At 57.7% G+C, this 25032-nt stretch carries 28 protein-coding genes; 18 read left to right on the top strand and 10 right to left on the bottom strand.

The genetic code is table 11. The features are described from left to right. Positions 1–110 precede the first annotated feature (110 nt). The 4 genes from rplS to leuC all read left to right on the top strand — a co-directional run bounded on the left by rplS (position 111) and on the right by leuC (position 4158). Complete coding sequence (gene rplS, locus CU103_RS01320) at positions 111–563, top strand: 50S ribosomal protein L19 (protein ID WP_106662597.1); 453 nt, start codon at positions 111–113, stop codon at positions 561–563. Between the two features lie 172 nt (positions 564–735). Further along, positions 736–1530, top strand: coding sequence for a basic amino acid ABC transporter substrate-binding protein (locus CU103_RS01315; RefSeq protein WP_106662115.1), 795 nt, complete (start codon positions 736–738; stop codon positions 1528–1530). 8 nt (positions 1531–1538) lie between these two features. Continuing rightward, entirely contained in the window at positions 1539–2354 is an 816-nt protein-coding gene (locus CU103_RS01310; RefSeq protein ID WP_106662114.1) for an amino acid ABC transporter permease, read from the top strand. Between the two features lie 394 nt (positions 2355–2748). After that, positions 2749–4158: a 3-isopropylmalate dehydratase large subunit gene (gene leuC / locus CU103_RS01305; RefSeq protein WP_106662113.1), complete on the top strand. Its 1410-nt coding sequence runs from the start codon at positions 2749–2751 to the stop codon at positions 4156–4158. Positions 4159–4372: 214 nt separating this feature from the next. On the opposite strand, the gene queF is transcribed toward leuC, so the two are convergent. From queF to CU103_RS01280, 5 genes are all read right to left on the bottom strand, one after another. Next, positions 4373–4804 (bottom strand): preQ(1) synthase, encoded by a 432-nt coding sequence (gene queF, locus CU103_RS01300; RefSeq protein ID WP_410010358.1) that lies wholly within the window; start codon positions 4802–4804, stop codon positions 4373–4375. A 23-nt stretch (positions 4805–4827) separates the two neighbouring features. After that, positions 4828–5214, bottom strand: coding sequence for a 6-pyruvoyl trahydropterin synthase family protein (locus tag CU103_RS01295; RefSeq protein ID WP_106662111.1), 387 nt, complete (start codon positions 5212–5214; stop codon positions 4828–4830). A gap of 105 nt (positions 5215–5319) precedes the next feature. Then, entirely contained in the window at positions 5320–5979 is a 660-nt protein-coding gene (gene queE, locus CU103_RS01290) for a 7-carboxy-7-deazaguanine synthase (RefSeq protein WP_106662110.1), read from the bottom strand. After that, positions 5976–6686 carry a 7-cyano-7-deazaguanine synthase QueC gene (gene queC / locus CU103_RS01285; protein ID WP_106662109.1) on the bottom strand — a complete coding sequence of 237 codons (711 nt, stop codon included), beginning with the start codon at positions 6684–6686 and terminating at the stop codon, positions 5976–5978. Before queC ends, queE begins: the two co-directional genes overlap by 4 nt. Positions 6687–6766: 80 nt before the next feature. Further along, positions 6767–7174, bottom strand: a complete 408-nt coding sequence (locus tag CU103_RS01280; protein ID WP_106662108.1) for a hypothetical protein — start codon at positions 7172–7174, stop codon at positions 6767–6769. Between the two features lie 179 nt (positions 7175–7353). On the opposite strand from CU103_RS01280, the gene CU103_RS01275 reads away from it, so the two are divergent. The 6 genes from CU103_RS01275 to CU103_RS01250 all read left to right on the top strand — a co-directional run bounded on the left by CU103_RS01275 (position 7354) and on the right by CU103_RS01250 (position 12417). Then, positions 7354–7827 (top strand): GNAT family N-acetyltransferase, encoded by a 474-nt coding sequence (locus CU103_RS01275; protein ID WP_106662107.1) that lies wholly within the window; start codon positions 7354–7356, stop codon positions 7825–7827. Positions 7828–8471: 644 nt separating this feature from the next. Continuing rightward, the gene (gene sdhC, locus CU103_RS01270) at positions 8472–8870 is read left to right on the top strand and encodes a succinate dehydrogenase, cytochrome b556 subunit (RefSeq protein ID WP_106662106.1); all 399 of its coding nucleotides are present in this window, start codon (positions 8472–8474) and stop codon (positions 8868–8870) included. A gap of 14 nt (positions 8871–8884) precedes the next feature. Further along, the gene (sdhD, locus tag CU103_RS01265; protein ID WP_106662105.1) at positions 8885–9268 is read left to right on the top strand and encodes a succinate dehydrogenase, hydrophobic membrane anchor protein; all 384 of its coding nucleotides are present in this window, start codon (positions 8885–8887) and stop codon (positions 9266–9268) included. 8 nt (positions 9269–9276) lie between these two features. Further along, positions 9277–11109 (top strand): succinate dehydrogenase flavoprotein subunit, encoded by a 1833-nt coding sequence (gene sdhA / locus CU103_RS01260; RefSeq protein WP_106662104.1) that lies wholly within the window; start codon positions 9277–9279, stop codon positions 11107–11109. Between the two features lie 18 nt (positions 11110–11127). Then, a complete protein-coding gene (locus tag CU103_RS01255) occupies positions 11128–11907 on the top strand; it encodes a succinate dehydrogenase iron-sulfur subunit (protein WP_106662103.1) in 780 nt (259 codons plus the stop codon). Positions 11908–12015: 108 nt separating this feature from the next. Beyond that, positions 12016–12417, top strand: coding sequence for a hypothetical protein (locus tag CU103_RS01250; RefSeq protein WP_106662102.1), 402 nt, complete (start codon positions 12016–12018; stop codon positions 12415–12417). 44 nt (positions 12418–12461) lie between these two features. Here CU103_RS01250 and CU103_RS01245 read toward each other — a convergent pair whose 3' ends face one another. Further along, positions 12462–12899: an OsmC family protein gene (locus CU103_RS01245; protein WP_106662101.1), complete on the bottom strand. Its 438-nt coding sequence runs from the start codon at positions 12897–12899 to the stop codon at positions 12462–12464. 182 nt (positions 12900–13081) lie between these two features. Here CU103_RS01245 and CU103_RS01240 point away from each other — a divergent pair, with 182 nt between their 5' ends. Continuing rightward, the gene (locus tag CU103_RS01240; RefSeq protein ID WP_106662100.1) at positions 13082–13606 is read left to right on the top strand and encodes a hypothetical protein; all 525 of its coding nucleotides are present in this window, start codon (positions 13082–13084) and stop codon (positions 13604–13606) included. A gap of 28 nt (positions 13607–13634) precedes the next feature. Next, entirely contained in the window at positions 13635–14675 is a 1041-nt protein-coding gene (locus CU103_RS01235; RefSeq protein ID WP_210203693.1) for an aldo/keto reductase, read from the top strand. Here the strand turns inward: CU103_RS01235 and CU103_RS01230 are convergent. Continuing rightward, positions 14672–15913, bottom strand: coding sequence for a ubiquinone biosynthesis hydroxylase (locus CU103_RS01230; protein ID WP_106662099.1), 1242 nt, complete (start codon positions 15911–15913; stop codon positions 14672–14674). The genes CU103_RS01235 and CU103_RS01230 overlap by 4 nt on opposite strands. Before the next feature lie 92 nt (positions 15914–16005). On the opposite strand from CU103_RS01230, the gene tesB reads away from it, so the two are divergent. The 5 genes from tesB (at position 16006) to CU103_RS01205 (ending at position 22687) form a co-directional block, all read left to right on the top strand. Next, positions 16006–16875: an acyl-CoA thioesterase II gene (gene tesB, locus CU103_RS01225; protein WP_106662098.1), complete on the top strand. Its 870-nt coding sequence runs from the start codon at positions 16006–16008 to the stop codon at positions 16873–16875. Positions 16876–17129: 254 nt separating this feature from the next. Beyond that, positions 17130–17468, top strand: a complete 339-nt coding sequence (locus CU103_RS01220; RefSeq protein WP_100000921.1) for a P-II family nitrogen regulator — start codon at positions 17130–17132, stop codon at positions 17466–17468. A gap of 26 nt (positions 17469–17494) precedes the next feature. Next, on the top strand, positions 17495–18928 hold the full coding sequence (locus CU103_RS01215) for an ammonium transporter (RefSeq protein ID WP_106662097.1): 1434 nt from the start codon (positions 17495–17497) through the stop codon (positions 18926–18928). Between the two features lie 212 nt (positions 18929–19140). Next, positions 19141–21783 carry a DNA translocase FtsK gene (locus CU103_RS01210; protein ID WP_106662096.1) on the top strand — a complete coding sequence of 881 codons (2643 nt, stop codon included), beginning with the start codon at positions 19141–19143 and terminating at the stop codon, positions 21781–21783. Between the two features lie 235 nt (positions 21784–22018). Continuing rightward, on the top strand, positions 22019–22687 hold the full coding sequence (locus CU103_RS01205; protein ID WP_106662095.1) for an outer membrane lipoprotein carrier protein LolA: 669 nt from the start codon (positions 22019–22021) through the stop codon (positions 22685–22687). Here the strand turns inward: CU103_RS01205 and CU103_RS30995 are convergent. Further along, entirely contained in the window at positions 22660–22890 is a 231-nt protein-coding gene (locus CU103_RS30995; protein ID WP_146147740.1) for a hypothetical protein, read from the bottom strand. The genes CU103_RS01205 and CU103_RS30995 overlap by 28 nt on opposite strands. On the opposite strand from CU103_RS30995, the gene CU103_RS01200 reads away from it, so the two are divergent. Then, a complete protein-coding gene (locus CU103_RS01200; RefSeq protein WP_106662094.1) occupies positions 22889–23695 on the top strand; it encodes an exodeoxyribonuclease III in 807 nt (268 codons plus the stop codon). The two genes, CU103_RS30995 and CU103_RS01200, sit on opposite strands and share 2 nt — an antisense overlap. A gap of 131 nt (positions 23696–23826) precedes the next feature. On the opposite strand, the gene CU103_RS01195 is transcribed toward CU103_RS01200, so the two are convergent. Next, complete coding sequence (locus CU103_RS01195) at positions 23827–24285, bottom strand: cyclic nucleotide-binding domain-containing protein (protein ID WP_106662093.1); 459 nt, start codon at positions 24283–24285, stop codon at positions 23827–23829. A 38-nt stretch (positions 24286–24323) separates the two neighbouring features. Further along, positions 24324–25007 (bottom strand): response regulator transcription factor, encoded by a 684-nt coding sequence (locus tag CU103_RS01190; RefSeq protein ID WP_106662092.1) that lies wholly within the window; start codon positions 25005–25007, stop codon positions 24324–24326. Between the last annotated feature and the right edge of the window lie 25 nt (positions 25008–25032).

The following is a 25032-nucleotide window of genomic DNA, read 5'->3' as shown; positions in this document are numbered from 1 at the left end:
ATGGTGAATTCGCTCCTGCCTCATCAGAGGCATAGAAATGCGGCCAAGCCGCTGTGTTTCTAGTGCTGAACGCTCTGACTGTTCGAGAAGACAAGAAAAGGATGAAGACGATGACCGTCGAGATTATTCGTCAGCTCGATCTCGAGCAGAGAGCAAAAATCGAAGCAAAGCGCACACTTCCGGATTTCCGCCCAGGCGACACGGTTCGTGTCAACGTCCGCGTGACGGAAGGTACCCGTACCCGCGTTCAGGCTTATGAAGGCGTTTGCATTGCCCGTAACGGCGCTGGCATCAACGAGAACTTCACGGTTCGCAAGATTTCCTACGGTGAAGGTGTCGAACGCGTATTCCCGATCATTTCACCACTGGTTGAAGGCGTGGAAATCGTCCGGCGCGGCAAGGTTCGCCGTGCGAAACTCTACTACCTGCGCGGCCTCACCGGCAAGGCAGCCCGCATTGTCGAGAAGAAAGACAACCGCAAGAACAAGACTGCTGTACCGGCCACCGGCGCTGCCGAGACGGTAACGGAAGCAACGGTTGCCAAGGCACCTGCCGCTGAATAAGCGCGGTTCCTGACAATTTTGAAAAGGCGGTCTTCGGACCGCCTTTTTTGTTTGTGACGCGAAAATCTTCTCCGCCTGCAGGCATCGAGGGTACAGACATGCTTGCGGGGATTGACGTGCGGGTGACAAGGTGAAATCTGTTTTCGACGCAAACATGCGACAGGGGGTTGAGATGAACTTGCGATCCTTTCTTTTGGCGGGACTTTTGCTCGCCATGGCGCCATTTTCCGCATCGGCTGCCGACCTGCCTGATCTCGGGGGGAAACAAGTTACCGTGGTGACGGAAAACGCCTATCCACCCCTGCAATTCGTCGATCCGAAGACCAGCAAGCCTGTCGGCTGGGAATATGATGCGATGAACGAGATCGCCAAGCGGCTGAACTTCAAGGTCGAGTACCTGAATACGAGCTGGGATGCGATGATTCAGGCCGTTTCCGATAATCAGTATCAGATCGGCATGACCGGTATCACCATCAATGATGAGCGCAAGCAGAAGGTCGATTTCTCGGAACCATACATGCGCTCGGAACAGTTCATGCTGGTGCGCAGTGACGAGAAACGGTTCACCGATCCGAAGAGCTTTGCCGACACGAAGGATGCACTTGTCGGCGCGCAGCCGGGCACGACCAATTTCTATGTCGCCGTCTACAATGTCCTCGACGGCAATGAACAGAATCCACGTATCAAGCTGTTTGAAACCTTCGGTGCTACGATCCAGGCGCTGAAGACTGGCGATGTCGACCTTGTGCTGACCGACAGCACGGCTGGCAAGGGTTACGTCGATGCGTCGGGGGGTGCCTTGAAGCTGATCGGCGGACCTCTCGGCGCTGAGGATTTCGGCTTCATTTTCCCCAAGGGTTCGGAGCTCGTCGCTCCGGTCAATGCGGCGATTGCGGCTTTAAAGGCAGACGGAACGTTCGACGCGCTCAACGAGAAGTGGTTTCTCGACTACAAGCTCGGCCAGTAAGCGGAACAGTGTCGGATAACACTCAGAACCGGGGATCTTCCGAGAAGAAGGACTTCCCGTGGTGGCTGCTCGTCGCGGTGGCGATCGCCGTTGTGCTGGGCGCCGCCATCCTCGTCAGCCCCATCTATGGACAGGTCTTCTCCACGGTATCGCAGGGTATCTGGATCACGGTGTGGGTCTCGCTTCTTGCGTTCCTCCTGGCGTCGGCACTTGGACTGCTGCTGGCGGTGATGAGCCTCTCAGACCATATTGCCGTTAGACAGATCGCCCGCTTCTATGTCGAGATCGTGCGCGGCATCCCATTGCTTGTGCTGCTGTTCTACATTGCCTTTGTCGGCGCCCCGGCGGTGATCGCGATGTGGAACTTCGTCACGCAGCCTCTGCAAAGCGCGGGCTTTGTCGAGCCGCTGCAGGTTCGTGATTTTTCCCTGCTCTGGCGCGCCATCATCGCATTGATGCTTGCCTATGCCGCCTTTCTCGCCGAAATTTTTCGCGCTGGCATCCAGTCCGTGGACCTGGGCCAGATCGAGGCCGCAAAGGCACTGGGATTGAAGCGCTTTCCGCGGTTCCGCCTTATTGTCATGCCCCAGGCGATCCGCATCATCCTGCCGCCCTACGGCAATGATTTCATCTCGATGGTGAAAGATTCCTCGCTCGTCTCGGTGCTTGGCGTGGTGGACGTGACGCAGATGGGCAAGGTCTATGCTTCCGGCTCCTTTCGCTTCTTTGAAACCTATTCCGTCGTCGCTTATGTATACCTCGTACTGACCATCAGCCTGTCGCTGGGGCTGCGCTGGCTGGAACGCCGTCTCAATCGCCGTTGATCCAGGAAACAGCGGCGCATTGTCGCCGGAATATTACTTTTTTCGCTTGTTTCTTGACGTAAGTGGACCTCGAGTGCATATGTCCACGAAATAATCGAAAAGCATTAGGTCGTACACTCGTGGAGAGGATCGAAATGGCGCCTGAAACGGCAAAAAGATGCGAGGAGAAGCGTGAAGGTCGGGGTCTTCTCCCCGGCCGAACGGTTCGACATTGCAGCTTGCAGCCGTTTCGGCGTCAGGAGGATATGGTCTTTTCGCCCGGCTACTTTGTCGCAAAGGCTCGAAAATGGATAAACATTTCCATCGCCTCTGCTCCTCGTATCCTAACGAAAAGCCTCATACCATTTCGACCCTATTCACGAGGGTACGACCTCACCGTGCCGAGGATATCGCCATGACTGCGCCACGTACACTCTATGACAAGATATGGGATGACCATCTGGTCGATCAGCAGGATGACGGCACGTGCCTCCTCTATATTGATCGTCATCTTGTGCATGAAGTGACCAGCCCGCAGGCGTTCGAAGGCTTGCGCGTAGCCGGCCGCAAGGTCCGCCATCCGGAAAAGACGCTTGCGGTCGTTGACCACAACGTCCCGACCTCGCCGGACCGCGTCAATGGTATCAAGAATGAGGAAAGCCGCATTCAGGTCGAGGCTCTCGCCAAGAATGCCGCGGATTTCGGGGTCGAATATTATTCCGAGAAGGATATCCGTCAGGGGATCGTCCACATCATCGGACCGGAGCAGGGCTTTACCCTGCCTGGCATGACTATTGTCTGCGGCGACAGCCATACCTCCACGCACGGCGCTTTCGGCGCCTTGGCGCACGGTATCGGCACATCGGAAGTCGAGCACGTTCTCGCGACCCAGACGCTGATCCAGTCGAAGGCCAAGAACATGCTGGTGCGTGTCGATGGCGTATTGCCGGCCGGCGTGACCGCCAAGGACATCATCCTTGCCATTATCGGCGAGATCGGCACCGCAGGCGGCACCGGCTATGTCATCGAATATGCTGGCGAAGCCATTCGCGCGCTTTCTATGGAAGGCCGTATGACCATTTGCAACATGTCGATCGAAGGCGGCGCGCGCGCCGGTCTGATCGCTCCGGACGAGACGACATACGCCTATGTCAAGGACAAGCCCCGTGCGCCGAAAGGCGCAGCTTTTGAACAGGCGCTTGAATATTGGAAGACGCTGCAGAGCGACGAAGGCGCGCATTTCGACAAGATTGTCGTCTTGAACGCTGCCGACCTGCCGCCGATCGTTTCCTGGGGCTCTTCCCCGGAGGATGTGATCTCGGTTACCGGCGCAGTGCCAAATCCGGACGACATCGCCGATGAGACCAAACGCAGCTCCAAGTGGCGTGCGCTCGACTATATGGGACTAAAGCCGGGCACACCGATCACGGATATCAAGCTAGACCGCGTCTTTATCGGTTCGTGTACCAATGGCCGTATCGAGGATTTGCGCGAAGTCGCGAAGGTCGTTGAAGGCCGTAAAGTCAGTGAAACGGTCGATGCGATGATCGTTCCAGGGTCAGGCCTCGTCAAGGAACAGGCGGAAGCCGAAGGTCTCGACAAGATTTTCAAGGCAGCCGGATTCGACTGGCGTGAGCCTGGCTGCTCCATGTGCCTTGCCATGAATGATGACCGCCTGAAGCCAGGTGAACGCTGTGCCTCGACCTCAAACCGTAATTTCGAAGGACGTCAGGGCTTCAAGGGCCGCACGCATCTCGTGTCGCCAGCCATGGCAGCCGCTGCGGCAATTGCCGGACATTTTGTTGATATTAGAGAGTGGAAGTAAGCTTCTCTATCTCCCCCCTTGAGGGGGAGAATGTGATTTCAGCATCTTAGCCCCTGCTAAGTGCTAGAAATCACAAGAGAGGGGATAGTGTATTGTGGGTTCAAATCCCCTCACTTGGATTTTCTAAGAATTTAGCAAAGGGGCTAAATTCAACAAAATCCTTTCTCTCCCACAAGGGGAGAGATAACCGGCATCAGCCGCCAGCACCAACCCTTCACCGCCCCCTATATGCCGGAACGCCCTGGTCCGGCAGCCACAAACCTTCCGGCACCGGGCCGGTCTGCCAGAAAACATCGATCGGGATACCGCCGCGCGGATACCAGTAGCCGCCAATGCGCAGCCACAAGGGCTTGACCGCCTCGACGATGCGCTTGCCGATGCCGACCGTGCAATCCTCGTGAAAGGCGCCGTGATTGCGGAAGCTGCCAAGAAACAACTTCAGCGATTTGGATTCAACCAGGCTCTGGTCCGGAGCATAATCGATCACCAGATGGCCGAAATCCGGCTGGCCGGTGACCGGGCAAAGCGAGGTGAATTCCGGGCACGCAAAGCGCGCAAGGAACAATGTCCCCGCCTGCGGGTTCGGCACAGCATCGAGAGTGGCTTCGTCGGGATGCTGCGGGATTTTTACATCCTTGCCGAGCATCGTTGCCTGTTCTGCATAATGGCTCATGCTGCTGTCCTTTCTATCTCGAACTCGCCTCGATATTCGCAGCCTTCGCCGCAAGTATCACGGTAAACGCCGACTTCCGCCAAGCCGGGCAGAGCAGGTGCAAAATGCCGCCACAGCCACATCGCAATGTTCTCAAGTGTCGGCGTTTCCAGCCCTTGGATTTCGTTGAGATACCGGTGATCAAGCAGGTCGACCGCGCTGTCGAATGCGCTTTTCACGACGCCGAGATCGGAAATAAGGCCAGTCCTGCCATCGGGTTTTCCTTCCAGCGTCACCCGCACACGGAAGCTGTGTCCGTGCAGGCGGGTATTGACGTGTCCGTCGGGGAAAATGTGCGGCAGATGATGTGCCGCTTCAAACGTAAATTCGTTGAAGATTCTCATAATTGCTCCGTCAGCTCTGGCGCAATACAGGCGCCCGCTAAAGCAATTCCAGCAAAGTGTGTAACGGTTTTGCGTCCGGAATTGCGGTCAACAAACAGCCTGCGCTTACGGCAGGCCGATCAGTTTATGTGTCTGCGTGCTCAGCCGCCAAAGCGGATGGGCGAGGCAATAGGCCGCTGCAGATGCCACATGCGACGCGGTTTGCGCCGGATCACCGATGACGTCAAGAGGTTGCAAATAGAAATGCTCGAAGGAAAGCTGCTCGAAACGCGATGGATGCGTCTCGGCTTCCTTTTGCGGGAAGACCAGCTTGAGCTCGTTGCCGCTGGTTTGGACCAGAGGCGCGGTCGCCTTGGGCGAGACGCAGATCCAGTCAAGCCCGGCCGGCGCGGCAATGGTGCCATTGGTCTCGACGCCCACTTCGAAGCCGTGCGCATGAAACGCTTCAATCAGCGGCGCATCGAGCTGCAACAGGGGTTCACCGCCGGTGCAGATGACATAGGGCTTGCCGCCCGATCTATCTGTATCGGGCCATTGCGCAGCCACTGCATCGGCCAGAGCTTCAGCGGTCTTGAACTTGCCGCCGCCCGGGCCGTTCACACCGATGAAATCCGTATCGCAGAACCGGCAGACCGCCTCTTCGCGGTCGCGTTCAAGCCCCGACCACAGGTTGCATCCGGCAAAGCGCATGAAAACGGCGGCGCGGCCGGTATGGTTGCCCTCGCCCTGAAGGGTCAAATAGATTTCCTTGACGGCGTAGGTCATACGGCCTCCGCCCTGAATTTTTCCCAACCGGCGGAACGCAGCTCGCAGGCTGGGCACGTACCGCAGCCATAGCCCCACGCATGGCGCTTGGAACGATCGCCAAGATAGCACGTATGTGTATGCTCGACGATAAGGTCGAGGAGTGGTCCGCCGCCGAGCTCCCGTGCCAGCGCGAAGGTCTCGGACTTGTCCAGCCACATCAATGGCGTTTCGATGGTTATGCGGCGGTCCAGCCCAAGCGACAGAGCAACCTGCTGGGCTTTCAACGTGTCATCGCGGCAATCGGGATACCCCGAATAGTCGGTTTCGCACATGCCGCCTACGATTACCCGCAGGCCACGGCGATAGGCCAGCGCACCAGCGAGCGTGAAGAACAGCAAATTGCGGCCAGGTACAAAGGTATTGGGCAGGCCGTTGTCAGCCATTTCGATGGCGATGTCGTCGGTCATGGCCGAAGCACCGAGCTGCCCCACAATGCCGGCATCCAGCAAGTGGTCGTCGCCAAGACGCGCTGCCCATTGCGGAAACTGTCTGGTGATGGCGCTGCGGAACTCGCCGCGCACTTCGAGCTCAATCCGGTGCCGCTGGCCATAGTCGAAACCCACCGTCTCGACGCGGTCGAAGCGCGACAGCGCCCAGGCGAGGCACGTGGCGGAATCCTGTCCGCCGGAAAACAGGACCAGTGCGCCGTCAGAGTTGCGAGCCATGAGTACTACCTCTTCGATGAAGCGGCCCCCTTTACAGGGCGCGGCTCACCGAGGCAAATCAAATCTCCGAAGGACCGGTGCTAGTCGCAGTCAGGATGACCAATAACCGGCGTTTCGTTGCGGTCGAGACCATACATGTAACCGCGCCCCTGGATGAGGAGGGGACTGCTGCATCCCGTATTCGGTGCCGGGACGGCGCCCAGAACGACCGGATCGCCAACCGGAGAAATTACCGATGGGCCTTTGGCGCGCTTATAGACCGGAACCTGCCGCCGGATACTGCGGCCCAAGCTATCGGATTGTGCCGCCGAAGCACCAACGAAGACGATCTTCGGGCCACCAGCCTCGTGCGTGATGACGTTGCCGTATTCATCACCGTAGGTGTTGCTGCTATTGAAATCGTTTGCAGCTGCCACTTGGGAAGCCGCCAGGGCAAGCGCCAAACCCATCGATGCCAAAACCGAGCAGGCAATTCTCTTTTGAACCATGGCGGCACCTCTGATGGGACAACTTCATCAACGTTGAGATTAACCTTTTATTAATGATTGTCATCTGCCCAAACCTAATCAAATCGATTTTCATACCGGGCGCAGGTTGACGGGCGCGGCACAATCAACCAATCCTCAAGACGACGATCAGGCAGGCATGAAGGGACGGAAAAGCGATCATGACCAAAAAGACAGCTGACGAACACGCCATCGACATTTCACTCCTGCATCTGAGCGATGCCCATGAATTCGCCCCGCTGCTGGCCAGCTATGCCCAGGCGTTGAAACGTGGCGCGCCGCGCCGTCCGGACGACTACTATGCGGAAAACCTTTTGCGTGACCGTGCAGCGGAAATCGCCGGTGCACGCCTCGACGGCCATCTCGTGGGCTTCGTTATTTTCTACGATCTTCCCGAGCCGGTTTCCGGGATGCGTGCCGGTCAGGTCGATCATATTTATGTGCATCATGACCACCGCGGTAAAGGCATTGCCAAGGCCTTGATCGATGTGCTGGCCGACAAGGCGGAGGAGCGCGGCTGGACCAAGCTTTCGCTGAACGCGCCGCGCGTTCCTGAGGACGGCCGCAAGCTTTACGAACAGGTCGCGGCGCCGGCCGACTGGACGAGCTTCATTATCAGGTTTGGTAACCAGTAGGTGGCAGCAATGCAGGGTTGCAGCCAGGTCGGCGGCATTCTGCCGACGACCCCGTTTGTCGCAGACAAACATCGGCCAAATGACCCCAGACAGTGTCGTCCGGAGGCTATCCGGACAGACTCACTCAAATAATTTTTTGCAGCACACAGTCGCAGGAATTTGCCTTTTCAGGGCCGTTTCTCGACCTTTAAACGATTGAATTTAAAGCACAAACCTTATTGACTTGCTATTGACGCCAATTCGCCGCATGAGGGGGCGGAATGGGGCTTTGACGCAGTGCAAAAACCGGATTAAAACCCTTCTAAATTGCCTCTATCCAGCCTTTTCGGCCCTGCCCGTCTAACCAGATGTGGCGCTACTCTTGGGGACGCTATGAGCAAGACAAATCTTAGAGCGAGATTCGGTCATATAGAAGACGTTCTGTTTCTCGGATGGCGAGCCAATCCGCGAGGAAGGTGGCGAGGCCGATGTCTTTCCATCGGACAACGCCGCCTGACAATGTGGTTGGCCACCGGCCGGAAACCCGAAGGGCCGGGCGAATTCGAGCCAAATCCTTCGGGCCCTGGCTTCGTCCGATGGAAAGACATCGGCCTCGCCAAACCCCTCGACCTTGTCCCGAATTCTCACCGGCAGAACGCTTCAATATGACCCAATCTCGTTCTTCAGCAAACCGGCCACTGTCGCCGCATTTGCAAATCTACAAGCCCATCCCAACCATGGTCATGTCCATCGTCCACCGGATCACCGGCTCGGCGCTCTATGTTGGCACGTTGCTGGTTGCCTGGTGGCTGATTGCGGCGGCCACGAATGAAGAATACTTCAATTTCGTCAATGCTATCTACGGCTCCTGGATCGGCCGTCTGGTGCTGCTTGGCTACACCTGGGCACTCATTCACCACATGATCGGGGGCATACGCCATCTGATCTGGGATACTGGCCGTGGCCTCGACAAGGACACGACCACGAAGATGGCCTGGGCCTCGCTCATTCTTTCCGTCGCATTGACGATCCTCATCTGGATCGCTGCATTCACAATAGCTTAAGGGAGATTTGAGCGATGGGTGACATGCGCACGCCGCTTGGCAAGGTTCGCGGATTGGGATCTGCGAAGGAAGGCACGGATCATTTCTGGCGTCAGCGGCTGACAGCTGTCGCCAACATACCGCTGCTGCTGTTTTTCATAGGGTTGATCCTGTCGCTGCATGGCGCTGGCTATGCCGAGACAAGGGCGGCACTCTCCCACCCGCTGACAGCCCTGGTTCTATTGATGGTGATCATCTCCGGTCTCTATCATATGCGCCTCGGCATGCAGGTGATCATTGAAGATTATGTACACGGCGAAGGCACCAAGATCGTGCTGCTGATGCTCAATACCTTCTTCGCTCTGGCGGTTGGCATTGTCAGCATCTTTGCGATCCTCAAGCTGAGCTTTGGAGGCTAACCTCTATCATGGCACCAACAGATAAAACGGGCGGCAAGGCCTACACATTCGTCGATCACAAATTCGATGTGGTCGTGGTCGGAGCCGGCGGCGCTGGCCTGCGGGCAACGCTTGGCATGGCCGAACAGGGCCTGAAGACAGCGTGTATTACCAAGGTCTTCCCCACACGCTCGCACACGGTTGCGGCGCAGGGCGGGATCGCCGCCTCGCTCAGCAATATGGGCCCGGATTCCTGGCAATGGCACATGTATGACACCGTCAAAGGCTCCGATTGGCTCGGCGACACCGACGCGATGGAATATCTTGCCCGCGAAGCGCCAGCGGCGGTCTATGAGCTCGAACATTACGGTGTGCCGTTCTCCCGCACCGAAGCCGGAAAAATCTACCAGCGCCCGTTTGGCGGGCACATGATGAATTATGGCGATGGTCCGCCCGTGCAGCGCACCTGCGCCGCGGCTGACCGCACGGGCCACGCCATCCTGCACACCTTGTACGGCCAGTCCTTGCGCAACAATGCGCAGTTCTTCATCGAATATTTCGCGCTCGACCTTATCCAGGATGAAGATGGCACGATCACTGGCGTCGTCGCCTGGAACCTCGACGATGGCACGATCCACCGCTTTGCGGCGAAGATGGTTGTCATGGCGACGGGCGGCTATGGACGCTCCTATTTTTCAGCAACCTCCGCACACACCTGCACGGGGGATGGCGGTGGCATGGTCGCCCGCGCGGGCTTGCCGCTGCAGGATATGGAGTTCGTGCAGTTCCACCCTACCGGCATCTACGGCGCCGGCTGCCTGATCACCGAAGGTGCGCGCGGGGAGGGCGGCTATCTCGTCAATTCCGAAGGGGAGCGCTTCATGGAGCGCTATGCACCCTCGGCCAAGGATCTTGCATCGCGCGACGTGGTTTCGCGTTGCATGACGCTGGAAATTCGCGAGGGCCGCGGCGTCGGCAAGAACAAGGACCACATCTTCCTGCATCTGGATCACCTCGATCCTGCTGTCCTGCACGAACGCCTCCCCGGCATTTCGGAATCGGCGAAGATTTTCGCCGGCGTCGACCTCACCAAGGAGCCGATTCCGGTCCTCCCGACGGTTCACTATAATATGGGCGGCATCCCAACCAATTATTGGGGTGAGGCGCTCAACCCGACCCCCGACAATCCCGACCGCATCCAGCCTGGCCTGATGGCCGTTGGCGAAGCGGGCTGTGCCTCGGTGCATGGGGCAAACCGTCTCGGCTCCAACTCGCTGATCGATCTTGTCGTGTTCGGGCGCGCAGCCGCGATCCGCGCTGGCGAGGTGATCGACCGCAATGCCAAGATCCCGGACATAAACGAAGCTTCGGTGATGAAGATCATGGGTCGCTTCGACCGTCTGCGTCATGCCAATGGCAGTACGCCGACTGCTGCTTTACGCGAAAAGATGCAGCGGACGATGCAGGAAGATGCGGCCGTGTTCCGAACCTCTGATTCGTTGAAATCCGGCGTACAGCGTATGGAAAAGATCTGGAGCGAACTACCGGACGTCAAGGTCACCGACCGCTCGATGATCTGGAATTCCGATCTGGTGGAAACGCTGGAACTGGAAAACCTGATGGCCAACGCCCTGACGACCGTCGTTGCCGCCGAAGCGCGCAAGGAAAGCCGGGGCGCCCATGCGCATGAGGATTTCCCGAGCCGCGATGACGTCAACTGGCGCAAGCACAGCCTCGCCTGGCTCACTCCGGACGGCAGGGTTACGCTCGGTTACCGTCCTGTCCACCTTGACCCGCTGGTCAAGGAAGAGGACGGCGGCATCAGCCTCGCCAAGATCGCGCCGAAAGCGCGTGTGTATTGATCAAGGAACCAGAATATCATGGTTGAACTTGCACTTCCCAAGAACTCGCAGATGCGTCCCGGCAAGACCTGGGATCGTCCGCAGGGCGCGAACAATCTGCGCGAGTACCGGATTTACCGCTGGTCGCCGGACGATGGCGAAAACCCGCGCATCGATACCTATTATGTCGATCTGGACGATTGCGGCCCGATGGTTCTCGATGGCCTGTTGTGGATCAAGAACAAGATCGATCCAACACTGACGCTGCGCCGCTCCTGCCGTGAAGGCATTTGCGGTTCCTGCGCCATGAATATCGACGGGACCAATACACTCGCCTGCACCAAGGGCATGGACGAGATCAAGGGACCGGTGAAAATCTATCCGCTGCCGCATCTGCCGGTGGTAAAGGATCTGGTGCCGGACCTTTCCAACTTCTATGCCCAGCACCGGTCGATCGAACCCTGGCTGAAGACGGTCTCGCCCGAGCCCGCGAAGGAATGGCTGCAGAGCCATGAGGACCGTGCCAAGCTAGACGGCCTTTATGAGTGCATCCTCTGCGCCTGCTGCTCGACATCCTGCCCGAGTTACTGGTGGAATGGCGATCGCTACCTCGGCCCCGCCGTTTTGCTCCAGGCCTATCGCTGGCTGATCGACAGCCGCGACGAAGCGACGGGCGAGCGGCTCGACAACCTTGAAGATCCATTCCGCCTCTATCGTTGCCACACGATCATGAACTGCGCGCAAACCTGCCCCAAGGGTCTGAACCCGGCCAAGGCGATTGCCGAGATCAAGAAGATGATGGTCGAGCGGCGGGTGTGACCGCATATGACCGACAAGATAGAGCCCCTAGACTAAGGTAGCGGTTGTTGGCCACGTCATCCTTCGGTAAAGGACCAACCATACTTTATCTTTAATGGGAGCATTGAAATGAAGGGAACGGGACGTTGTACCCTCTGGAACGTGGATGCCCGTGCCTTTCTCGCTCTTATCGCATTCACTGTGATAATTCCACTAAGCCACGCAGCAAGCCTATCGAAAGAGGGTCTAGCCCGCGTGCAGCGAGAAATCGAAAGCAATTGGCTGCATCCTTTTGATTTGGTGGGAAGTCAGCCAATTACTATTACTGCGAAGATTCATCTCAATCGTAAGGGCGCTATTGAGGGCACACCAGAAATTGCAGGTAGCGGAGCCCCAGCTTCCGAGCTCAAGTCGGCGATCCTCAGTATTCGCCGGGCATTGAACCGATCAGCTCCGTTCCAACTACAGGAAGAAGAGTATGACAATTGGAAAGTCATTACGTTGACCTTCCAATTGTCCACGGAGCCCTAGACGGCTCTACTGTCGATCGAGACTCGATTTGTTCAAAGCCGGTCTCACGCCAGCTTGGCGTCCAGTGTGACTTCTATCGCGCCAAGGGCCTTTGACAGCGGGCAACTGGCTTTCGCCTGACCTGCAAGCTTGGTGAACGTTGCCTCGTCGATACCAGGAACATTGCCAATCAGTGTCAGCGCACTCCTGGTGATCTCGAAGCCGCCGCCGGCGGCCGGATTTACAGTCACTGTTGCCTTGGCGTCGAGCTGCTCCGCCGGCGTTCCGTTCTCCGCCAGGAAATGCGAAAGCTGCATCGCGAAGCAGCCGGCATGGGCGGCCGCCAGCAACTCTTCTGGATTGGTGCCGGAGGTGCCGCTTTCATCCTGAAATCGCGCCTTGAAGTTGTAAGGAAGACCTTTGAGCGCTCCGCTCTGTGTATCGAGCGTACCGGAACCGTCGGCAAGCGCGCCTTTCCAGATCGCCGTTGCTTGTCTATCCATTTGTATCTCCCTCGTTAAAATTGGTTGCATTGGGCGTGATCGCACCGTTATCGGGCGTGGCGATAACGGCTCCGAGTTAGCATGGTTCCGTATCATATCCATGGCACCGCATTATTCCATCGCCTAATTTACCCTTCCATTTCCCTTTCGTAGAATTCGCCTTTTTATTGAGGGATTTGATCATGCATTTTGTCCTCGCAGTTTTGGGAATCCTCGGCGGCGGCTTGTTCTGGTGGTACAGGATGAAAGTGCTGGGTGAAGCGGCGAGTGAATTGATCGACAGTGCAGGGCGTGCGCGTGGATATTTTCGGCGTAGAAAGATAAGGAAAATGGCCGAGCATTCGCCGCTGACCGCCATCGAGGATCCTGTTCTCGCTGCGGCAACAGTGATTTTTGCGATCATTGCGGAAGATGGCCTGATTACGGAAAATCATTTTGACGCGGTCCGGAGCGCCATCATCGATATCAGCAATCCCTGGAAGGCAGACGAGGCGATGATTTATGCCAAATGGGCCTTCGCCCAGGTTGGCGATACGCCGACGGTCATCGAAAAAACGTCGCCGCTTCTGCGTGAGCGGCTCAATGATCTGGAAAAGTATGAATTGATTGATATGGTAGGCGCGGCTGCTGCTGCCGTTCCGGTCTCCCAACTTTACGGGCAGCGGGTCAGAAAGCTCAAGCAGAGGCTTGGCCTCCAAGTCGACTGATCAACCCAAATCGAAACAGGAAAATCCCGTGAAACTGAAAAAACTTGGCCGTACGAATATTGACGTTACGGAAATTTGCCTCGGCACGATGACCTGGGGTGTGCAGAACACGGAAGAGGATGCGCATCGGCAGATCGACTATGCACTCGATGCAGGCGTCAATTTCATGGATACGGCGGAAGTCTATGCCATTCCGTCAACCCCCGAGACCTATGGCAAGACCGAAACCTATATCGGCACATGGTTCAAGAAAACCGGCAAACGCGACAAATTCGTGCTTGCGACCAAAATTTCCGGCGGCGGCAACAGCTGGATCCGCAACGGCACACCTCCGGACAGGAAGTCGGTGCGTGAGGCGGTGGAAGGCAGCCTGAAGCGGCTGCAGACTGATTATATCGATCTCTACCAGGTACATTATCCTGCCCGCGGCCATTATCACTTTGGCTCTGCCTGGAAGTATGCGCCTCAGTCCCAGGACAGGGCATTGGCCATGACACAGATCGACGAGACGCTCGCTGGCCTTGACGACATGGTGAAGGAAGGCAAGGTCCGGCACATTGGGCTGTCCAATGAGACGGCTTGGGGCATTGGCCAATGGTTGAAGCTTGCGGAACGCAGCGGCCTGCCGCGGGTTGCTTCCGTGCAGAACGAATATAGCCTGATCCAACGTGTATTCGATCTCGATCTTGCCGAACTCAGCCATCACGAGGATGTCGGGCTCCTGGCTTATTCCTCGTTGGCTTCGGGTGTACTCACCGGAAAATATCTCGACGGGAAAACACCCGCGGGAACGCGCGGCGCGATTCAGCCGGGGGGGCTGTGGCGCAGCAATGAACATTCCGCGCCCGCCGTCAGGGCCTATATCGATCTTGCTCGCAAGCATGGGCTCGACGTGGCGCAGATGGCTATCGCCTTTGCCCTCACGCGGCCGTTCATGACGTCGGTTATCATCGGCGCCACCTCGATGGAGCAGCTGAAGACCGATATCTGGGCGAGCTCGATTACGCTGTCGCCGGAAATCCTCAAGGAGATTGACGCGATCTACCGCACGTATCCGCGTCCGCTCTAGATCGGCTGGCCCTGCAGCAATTTGGGCGCAGTCGTCGACAATCCCGCGGCCTGGCGGATGAAAAATCCCTTGAGCCGCGGCATCCGTTCGACGAGGCCGAGGCCGAAGTCGCGCAAGGCGCGAACCGGCACATTGTCGTTCGAGAACAGCCGGTTCAAAACGTCGGTGGTGACACCCATCTGCACCGTGTCGAAGCGCCGCCAGGTCTGGTAGCGCTCGAGCACCGCGATCGAGCCGATGTCGAGACCGAGCCGGTCGGCGTCGACGATCGTCTCCGCGAGCGCCGCAGCGTCCTTGAAGCCAAGATTGAGGCCTTGCCCGGCAATGGGGTGGATTCCATGGGCTGCATCGCCGGCCAGCGCAAAACGCGGCTTGACGAAGTCGCGCGCCAAAGTCAGGCCGAGCGGGAACGATTTGCGGGGGCCTTCCACATGCAATTCTCCGAGCTTCAATCCGAAACGCAACTCCAGCTCGTGTTCAAAGACGAAATCATCATCGTTGATCAGCCGTTCGGCATCGTCTGTCCGCTCGGTCCAGACCAGTGAGGAGCGGTTACCCTTTAGCGGCAGGATGGCGAAGGGACCGGCGGGGAGGAAGTGCTCTTCGGCGCGGCCATGATGCGGCCGCTCATGGGAGACGGTGCAGACGATGCCCGACTGGCCATATTCCCAATTGACCGTCTTGATGCCAGCCATGTCGCGCAGCCGTGACTTCACGCCGTCCGCGGCGATCAGAAGCCGCGTGCGCAGGCTCTTGCCATCCGCATAGCGGACGGTCAGATGCGCCTCGCCCTGCTCAATACCATTGACCGGCGCACCTTCGATGAATTCGATGCCGAGTTCTTCCGCCTTGGCCCGCAGTGACGCATTGAGCACCCGGTTTTCCACCATATGCGCAAAAGGCTCGCCCGGCTCGATTTCGCCGTTGAAGGTCAGGAAGACTGGCCGCACTGGATCGGAGGTGCGCGAATCGGTGACCGTCATTTCATTGATCGGCTGGGCCTCAGGCAGAATCGCGTCCCAGCAGCCGAGCCGGTCGAGCATGCGGCTCGCAGCCGCTGCGATGGCCGAGGCGCGGGTATCATTGCGCCAGACGCCGGCAGGGGCCGCATCGATGACGGTGACGCCAAGGTGCGGCGCCGATGATTTCAGTGCCACGGCGGTCGCAAGGCCGACATAGCCTGCGCCGGCAATGACAATATCTGTGCCTGGCTGTTCTTTCCGGGTTCGTTCAACCATGATTGCCTCCGGGTTGCGCTTGATGCGGCGCTTGACTTGTTCTTCTGTTCCTGTTGCAAGCGTGGAAGTTACGCGCGCAGGAGATACCGATCATGTCAGACGCCATGAAAGAGCTTTTGTCCATACTCGACCTTGAGACGCTTGAACACAACCTGTTTCGAGGTCGCAGCCCGCAGGTCGGCTGGCAGCGCGTCTTCGGCGGTCAGGTGATCGGCCAGGCCCTCGTCGCGGCGCAGCGCACCGTCGATCCCGCGCGGCACGTGCATTCGCTGCACGGTTATTTCATGCGCGCTGGCGATCCAAAAGTCCCGATCATCTATGAGGTCGACCGCATCCGCGACGGTTCCAGTTTTACCACCCGGCGTGTCGTCGGCATCCAGCACGGCCATGCGATCTTTTCGCTGGAGGCATCGTTCCAGATCGAGGAGGCAGGGCTCGAACACCAGAAGCCGCAGCCGCTCGATCTAACGCCGCCTGAACAATTGATCAGTGACAAGGATTTGAAGGAACAGTATCTGCAGAATGCTCCGGCCAATATCCGCAGGTATTGGGAACAGGATCGGCCGATCGAACTGAAACCTTTGTCCCTTACCCATTACTTTTCCCGCGAAAAGCTGCCGCCAGAGCAGAATGTGTGGATAAAGACGACCGGTCCGGTACCCGAGGATCGTGCTGTGCAGGCTGCCGTCCTTGCCTATATCTCGGACATGACGTTGCTCGACACCTCGCTCTATGCGCATGGCCGCTCGATTTTTGACCGGGATCTGCAGGTCGCCAGTCTCGATCATGCCATGTGGTTTCACAGGCCCTGCCGCTTCGACGATTGGCTGCTTTATACGGCAGACAGCCCGAGTACATCCGGTGCGCGTGGTTTCAACAGGGGCGCAATCTATAGTCGCGACGGCAGTTTGATAGCCTCGACGGCGCAGGAGGGCCTAATTCGTGTGCATCTACCGGAATAAGCCTCGTTGATTTGTTTACGAATGCCCATTTTTTAGGCATGTTGCTGCAAAATGCACACGGCACCTGCTTTCATCCAAAAATATATATTTATAATCAATGTCTTAGCAGTGCGTGTCGAGTCTGGCACGGAACTTGAATACTCCTGACCAAGTCACCGATAGCCACACGGCTCTAGGCGATGGGTTCAACGCGGATTGCCGCAGTTCAGGTAATTCCACCTGGAAGGTACCGCGCAAGCGCAGGGGTATAGTCAATGAAAATTGTGATGGCCATTATCAAGCCGTTCAAGCTGGACGAAGTGCGCGAAGCACTCACCGCTGTCGGCATTCAGGGCCTGACCGTCACCGAGGTGAAGGGTTATGGCCGCCAGAAAGGACACACCGAAATTTATCGCGGCGCCGAATATGCGGTCAGCTTCCTTCCAAAACTGAAAGTGGAAGTCGCTGTCGCGTCTGAGCTCGTCGACACCGCAGTGGAAGCCATCACCACGGCCGCCAAGACGGGCCAGATCGGCGACGGGAAAATATTCGTCCTCAGCATCGAACAGGCCGTCCGTATCCGCACGGGCGAAACCGACACCGACGCGCTGTGAGTTTTTTGGGGTTCAAGGAGAGAATAATGAAAATTCCAACCAGTCTTACATCTGCGGCTCGCAGCACCCTGCTAGGGTCGCTGGCGCTGACCGCATTCGGCTCATTGGCCGCGTTTGCCCAGGAAGCCGCGCCGGCCGCAGCGGATGCGGCTGCTGCAGCGGCGCCTGCCTTCACGGTCGACAAAGGTGACACCACCTGGATGATGGTGTCGACAGTGCTCGTGCTGTTGATGACCATACCCGGCCTTGCCTTGTTCTACGGTGGCCTTGTCCGCGCCAAGAACATGCTTTCGGTTCTCATGCAGGTCTTCACCATTACGGCCGTCGTGATGCTGATCTGGGTATTTTACGGCTACAGCCTGGCGTTCACTCCGGGCAACGCGTTCGTCGGTGGGTTTTCTAAGGCATTTCTGTCCGGTGTCGACGTGACAACGCTATCGGAAACCTTCTCGAAGGGCGTGGCCATTCCTGAATTGGTCTTCGTCATCTTCCAGATGACATTCGCCTGCATCACACCTGCACTGATCGTCGGCGCCTTTGCGGAGCGCGTCAAATTCTCGGCAGTCGTTCTGTTTGTCATCCTTTGGGTCACCTTCGTCTATTTCCCGATCGCCCACATGGTCTGGTTCTGGGGCGGTCCAAGCGCCTATTCCGATCCGTCGGGTCTGATTTTCGGCTTCGGTGCGATTGACTTTGCCGGTGGTACGGTCGTTCACATTAACGCTGGCATCGCCGGTCTTGTTGGTGCGCTCATGATTGGCAAGCGCGCGGGCTACAAGAAGGACATCATGGCTCCGCATTCCATGACCTTGACCATGGTCGGCGCCTCTTTGCTATGGGTCGGCTGGTTTGGCTTCAATGCAGGCTCCAACCTTGAAGCCAATGCCTATGCGGGTCTTGCAATGATCAATACATTTGTGGCGACAGCTGCTGCCACCGTGATGTGGATCATTCTTGAATCCTTCCTGCGCGGAAAAGCCTCAATGCTCGGTGCGGTGTCGGGCGCCGTGGCCGGTCTGGTTGCAGTTACCCCGGCAGCCGGGTTCGTCGGCCCAATGGGTGCAATCGTCCTCGGTGCGGTCGTGACCCTTGTCTGCTATTTCTTCGTGGCGGTTGTGAAGAACAAGTTCGACTACGATGACAGCCTGGACGTCTTCGGCATTCACTGTGTCGGCGGCATCATTGGTGCTCTTGGCACGGGTATCCTGGTCAACCCGGCTTTGGGTGGCGCTGGCATCGTCGATTACTCGACGGCCGACTTCGCGGCCAGTTATGCAGGGACGGCAACACAGCTTTGGGCGCAGTTCAAGGGTGTGGCGGTTACGCTTCTGTGGTCCGGTATCGGCAGTGCAATCCTCTACAAGATTGTCGACCTGATCGTCGGTCTGCGGGCGGCTCCGGAAGCCGAGCGCGAAGGTCTTGACCTCACCTCCCACGGTGAAGCCGCTTATCACAGCTGATAGGCTGTCTCTGGCGACCATTATGATGGGCCCGGTTTGCGGGCCCATTTCATTTTGGCTGCTGCTTGTCGCCCATCGCCCACCTGCTAATTTTCCCCTCCGTCTCCCATGGTTAATGCCCCCTTAACCATCGCCCCGTAACGTGGGAATCAGCTCTCGAAATTGCGGCATGTCACGGCCGCAAAGTATGCGTTCACGTGGGACCGGATTTCATGCGTCAAGGATACTCATCCTCCTATGCCATTGAAGACCAGCGAACCGGGTTGTCCACCCTGTTCCGCAGGCAGATCCATATCCTCTGGGGGCTGGTGCTTATTGGCTTCGTCGCCTTTGCAATCGGCAGTCTGGCTACCTGGAACGTGCTGGATCCAAGTTTCAGTCATGCCACGTCGAACCCCACACACAACGCGCTGGGTTATCCTGGCGCGGTATTCGCCGATCTTGGCATGCAGTTTTTCGGCCTTTCCATGGTTGTGGCGCTGATGCCGGCCCTGTTCTGGGGTGGCCTTTTCGTCCTCGGACGCGGCGTTGACCGCATGCCGCGCCGGGCCATCGCCTGGTTTTGCGCGTCATTGATGGCCGCTGCCATGGCCGGTTGCTTCGCAATTCCGTCGAGCTGGCCTATGCCGATTGGTCTCGGTGGCGTTTTTGGCGATATGGTCCTGAAGGTCCCGGCAATCTTCATCGGCACGTTCCCGCGCGGTGGCTTGGCCATGATCCTCGTTGCCATTCTCGCGCTGCCAACCCTCTGGATTTTCGGATTTGCCAGCGGCATCACCTATCGTGACAGCGAGCCGGCCGTGCTCAAGAAATCGACACGTCATGTTGCGGATGAGGACGACTATGGCGACGAGGACGACGAAGACGAACGCGAGGGCGGTCTGCTTGCCCTAGGGGCACTTACCCACTGGTTCCTGAGTACGAAGGCACTGTTCCGGCGCATTTCCGGGCATGGTGCGGGTCTCTACAATGGTGCGCGCACCATTGGTGCCAGCCGCAATGACGACGATTTTCTGAATAGCGTTCCGGCTGCGCGCCAAAAGAACGGACCAGGCGGCGTCCGGCGCGAACCCGGATTTTACGACGAGGCGCCGCGTTCCGAGGCGCCATCAATAGATATTGGCAACGACTTTGATGCCCGGTCTGATCGTTTCGATCCTGTGGCGTTCAGCGATGAGGACGAGGATGTCGACGATTGGGCACCGCAGCAGGCGCCAGCCCGGCCGAAGTCAATGCCTTCAGCCAGGCCGGTCGCCGCGCGCATCGACACGCCCGCGCCCGCGCCAAGGACAGGCGCACGTGTCCAGCGCGAGGCTCAAGCTTCGCTTATCAAGTCCGATGAATTCGAGATGCCTTCACTGCATTTTCTCAGCGAACCCAAGAGCGTGGTTCGCAATCCGAGCCTTTCAAAGGAGGCTCTCGAACAGAACGCCCGGTTGCTGGAAGGTGTGCTGGAGGATTTTGGTGTGCGCGGCGAGATCATCCATGTTCGCCCGGGCCCCGTTGTCACGCTGTACGAACTGGAGCCTGCACCCGGCATCAAATCTTCGCGGGTTATTACGCTCGCCGACGATATTGCCCGCTCGATGAGTGCCATAGCCGCCCGTGTCGCCGTTGTGCCGGGACGCAATGCGATCGGTATCGAATTGCCGAACCAGACGCGCGAGATGGTTTATCTGCGCGAACTTCTGGCGAGCCGCGACTTCGAGCAGACAAAAACCAAGCTCGCGCTTGCGCTTGGCAAGACCATCAACGGTGAAGCCGTTATCGCCGATCTGGCGAAAATGCCGCATTTGCTGGTCGCCGGTACCACCGGTTCGGGCAAATCCGTCGCGATCAACACGATGATCCTTTCGCTGTTGTACCGGATGACACCCGAGCAGTGCCGTCTGATCATGATCGATCCGAAAATGCTGGAACTTTCCATCTATGACGGTATTCCGCATTTGCTGACACCGGTTGTTACCGATCCCAAGAAGGCTGTCGTTGCGCTGAAGTGGACCGTCAAGGAGATGGAAGACCGTTACCGCAAGATGTCGAAGGTCGGCGTGCGCAACATTGACGGCTTCAATCAACGTGTCGAACAGGCGCAGAAGAAGGGCGAACGCATCGCCCGTACTGTGCAGACCGGTTTCGACCGGGCCACCGGAGAGGCCGTCTATGAGACCGAGGAACTCGATCTGAAGCCGATGCCCTACATAGTCGTCATCATCGACGAAATGGCCGACCTGATGATGGTTGCCGGCAAAGACATCGAAGGTGCGGTGCAGCGCCTGGCACAGATGGCCCGTGCCGCTGGTATCCATGTGATCATGGCAACGCAGCGTCCATCGGTCGATGTTATTACCGGTACGATCAAGGCCAACTTCCCGACCCGCATTTCGTTCCAGGTTACGTCGAAGATCGATTCGCGCACCATTCTCGGCGAACAGGGCGGTGAGCAGCTGCTCGGCATGGGTGACATGCTCTATATGGCCGGTGGGGGCCGCATCCAGCGCGTGCATGGGCCCTTCGTCGGCGACGACGAAGTGGAGAAGATCGTCAATCACCTGAAACTGCAGGGTGTTCCGGAATATCTCGACTCAATCACTGAAGAGGATGACGAGGACGAGGGTGGTGCCGGGCCTGCCGGAACCTCGAATCTCGAGGATTCCGATGATCCCTACGATCAGGCAGTTGCCGTCGTGCTGCGCGACCAGAAGGCATCGACCAGCTACATCCAGCGCCGTCTCGGCATTGGTTACAACCGTGCCGCCTCCATCATCGAGCGCATGGAGCAGGAGGGGCTCGTCGGTCCGGCCAACCATGCGGGCAAGCGCGAAATCCTCGTGCCGACACAAAACGATGAGTTTTGAGCGATCAGTCATTTCCTGTCTTCGCCCGACGGAGCGGGTCCCAAACAGAACGGGCGTGACGTAACGATTTAGCGGGCTGTTATGGTATGATCGGACGACCAGCATTACATAACCTGGAAATAGTGTTGTTACGTAACGCCGCCGAGGAACAAGAAACCAGGTCATGCCGTTACTTAGCCACAGTGAAGCCAAACTGGTTGTTTAAACGCAATTCATGACGACAGGAGATACGACCATGACTCAGACAAAAGCACCGGTGCGCACAGTTGGCTCGCTTGCCAGGGCTTCTGCGGTCGCGTCCATGATCGGCATGGCATTGCTCGGCGGTGCAGCCGCCCTCACAACACCCGCTTTTGCCCAGGCAGCGCCCGCCGGCATCGGTGCCGCGCAGGAAATTGCCAACAAGTTCTCCAGCGTGAAAACGCTCACAGGGAATTTTGTCCAGTTCGGTCCGCGTGGTGAGCAGACGGAAGGAACGTTCTATATCGAACGCCCGGGTAAGATCCGCTTCAACTACAACAAGCCGTCGCCTATCCGCGTCATCTCCGATGGAGACTCGGTCGTGATCAACAATCGCAAGCTTGACACCTGGGATCTGTATCCGCTGTCGAAAACGCCGCTAAAGCTGTTGCTGAGCGATCAGATCAATCTTTCCGGTGGTCGGGTCAAATCGGTCAAGCAAGAGCCGGACATGACCACGATCGTCCTTGGTGACAAATCGGTCTTTGGCAATTCGACGATCACCATGATGTTCGATCCGAAGTCCTATGATCTCCGGCAGTGGACGATTACCGATGCTCAGGGGCTTGATACGACGGTAATGATCACCAACGTCCGCACGGGTGTGCGATTTGCCGCTGACATGTTCAAGATCGACTACACGCGCATTGCGATGAAGAAATAGCGCCGGTCTTGCAGTTTTCGAAATCTTTTGGCATGACCGGGATCGCGCGGTTCGGCAAGTTCACCGGCAAGCAGCGGATGCTGAGCATCGTCAGGGCGCCGAGGCAGGCGGCTCGCGTTGCACATCCTGCCTCTCTCACGGTAAGGTGAGCTTGTCGAGCCACGCACCAGCTTAACGCCCCCGTTCACCTCGCGAGTCCCCATGCCTTTCTCCGTCGCCACCTGGAACATCAATTCGGTGCGCTTGCGCTTGCCGTTGGTCCTCCAATTTTTAGCCGGCTATCAGCCTGATGTCCTCTGCCTCCAGGAAACGAAATGCCCGGACGAACTTTTTCCGCGCGAAGCGTTCCATGCGATGGGATATGAGCATATCGAGGTCAGCGGCCAGAAGGGCTATCACGGCGTTGCGACCATCTCGCGGCGCCCTCTGGCCGAGCCAGTTCGGGTGGGATTCTGCGACATTGCCGATTGCCGGCATCTAAGCACCGTGGTTACGGCAGGATCGAAACGTTTACGTATCCATAATTTCTACGTGCCGGCCGGAGGGGATGAACCCGATCCCGAGATCAATCCGAAATTCAAGCACAAGCTCGGTTTCCTCGACGAGATGAAGGCGATGACCGCTGCTTACGGCCACGGCCATGCATCGCTGCTGGTCGGTGATCTTAACATCGCTCCATTGGAAACCGATGTATGGTCGCACAAACAGTTGCTGAAGGTTGTAAGCCATACGCCTATCGAGACCGAAGGGCTTGAAGCGCTGCGCCGGCAGGCCGGTTGGAGCGATTTGATGCGCCATCATATTCCGCGGAGTGAGAAAATTTATACGTGGTGGAGCTATCGTGCCGCAGACTGGGCGGCAGCGGATCGCGGCCGGCGGCTTGACCATATTTGGGGATCGCCGGACCTCGAGAACGACTTGGCGGACATCACCGTCCTGCGCGAAGCACGCGGGTGGGAGCGTCCATCGGATCACGTTCCCGTCATCGCGCGTTTCAATCTGGACTGAGCCAATTTAGAACAGGAACTGTGCAAGAAGGTGTGAACCTGGCTCGGATCGACCCGATTCTTGCGCAACAAAATGTCCATTCGGCCCAAGTATTTCAATTCTAGGGGGAATATGGGTTGTGGGAACGCGAGTTAGCGTTCGCCGAACAGGTGTTCGTACTTGGTAATGGCCTCAATCATTTCATTAAGGTCCATCGAGATCTGATCGTGCAGGGCAGCCGCGATTTCGGGGTATTCTTCGAGAATACGCCGGAAAAGCGAGCGGTTAAGCCGGATTACTTCTGTCTCCGTCTCTGCCATCGCGCTGGTAAGGCGCTTGGTTTGGGCAATGATCGCCATCTCGCCTAGAACGGCTCCAGGGCCCACCGTTTTGAGGACAGTCCGACCGGCCGGGCCTTCGCGAAACAGAGAAATCTCACCGCGATCAATGACATAGGCGCAATCGGCGGACTGGCCCTCGCGGTAGAGCTCGCGACCTTCCCTTAAGACCAGCCGCTCGGTGCCGAAGGCAAGCAGGCGCAACTGATCGCGCGTAAACGTCTCGAACAGCCCCACCGTCTCCAGAATGCGAATATCATCTTCAATTGCCATGCAATTACAGACATATACCTAGATTGGCCCCATCAGCATCAAGGAATGAGCTTGTATCCCCCGCTTTCGGTGACGAGTATGGTTGAATTCGATGGATCATGTTCGATTTTTTGCCGTAACCTGTAGACGTGAGTTTCCAGAGTGTGTGTTGTCACGCCTGAGTTATATCCCCAAACTTCTTCCAGAAGCACGTCACGGGTGATGACTTTGCCCCCAGCGCGGTAGAGATACTTGATGATCGCGACTTCCTTTTCAGTCAGCCGGATCTTGCCGCCCTTCGCATCGATCAGCATCTTCTGGCCGGGTTTGAACGTATAAGGCCCGACGACAAAGGTCGCATCCTCGCTTTGCTCGTGCTGGCGGAGCTGCGCGCGGATGCGCGCAAGCAGTACAGCGAAGCGGAACGGCTTGGTCACGTAGTCGTTCGCGCCAGATTCCAGCCCCAGAATCGTATCCGAATCAGTGTCATGTCCGGTCAGCATGATAACGGGCGCCTTGAAACCTCCCTTGCGAAGCAATTTTACCGCTTCGCGCCCATCCATGTCCGGCAGACCGACATCCATGATCAGCAGATCGACGACACCGTTTCTCGCCACCTGAACACCCTTGGTCGCGTTGTCTTCCTCAATGATCTGAAATTCTTCATAAAGGCTCAGCTGCTCAACCAGTATGGCCCGCAAGTCTGCGTCGTCGTCGACGATAAGAATGGTACGCGCTGTCATCAGATCTCCCGCGAGTGGAAAGAAG

It is taken from the genome of Phyllobacterium sophorae, from assembly GCF_003010965.1.
GTDB classification, from domain to species: Bacteria; Pseudomonadota; Alphaproteobacteria; order Rhizobiales; family Rhizobiaceae; genus Phyllobacterium; species Phyllobacterium sophorae.
Note: the sequence above shows the minus strand (reverse complement) of the source record. Positions and strands in the feature narration are given on the sequence as shown.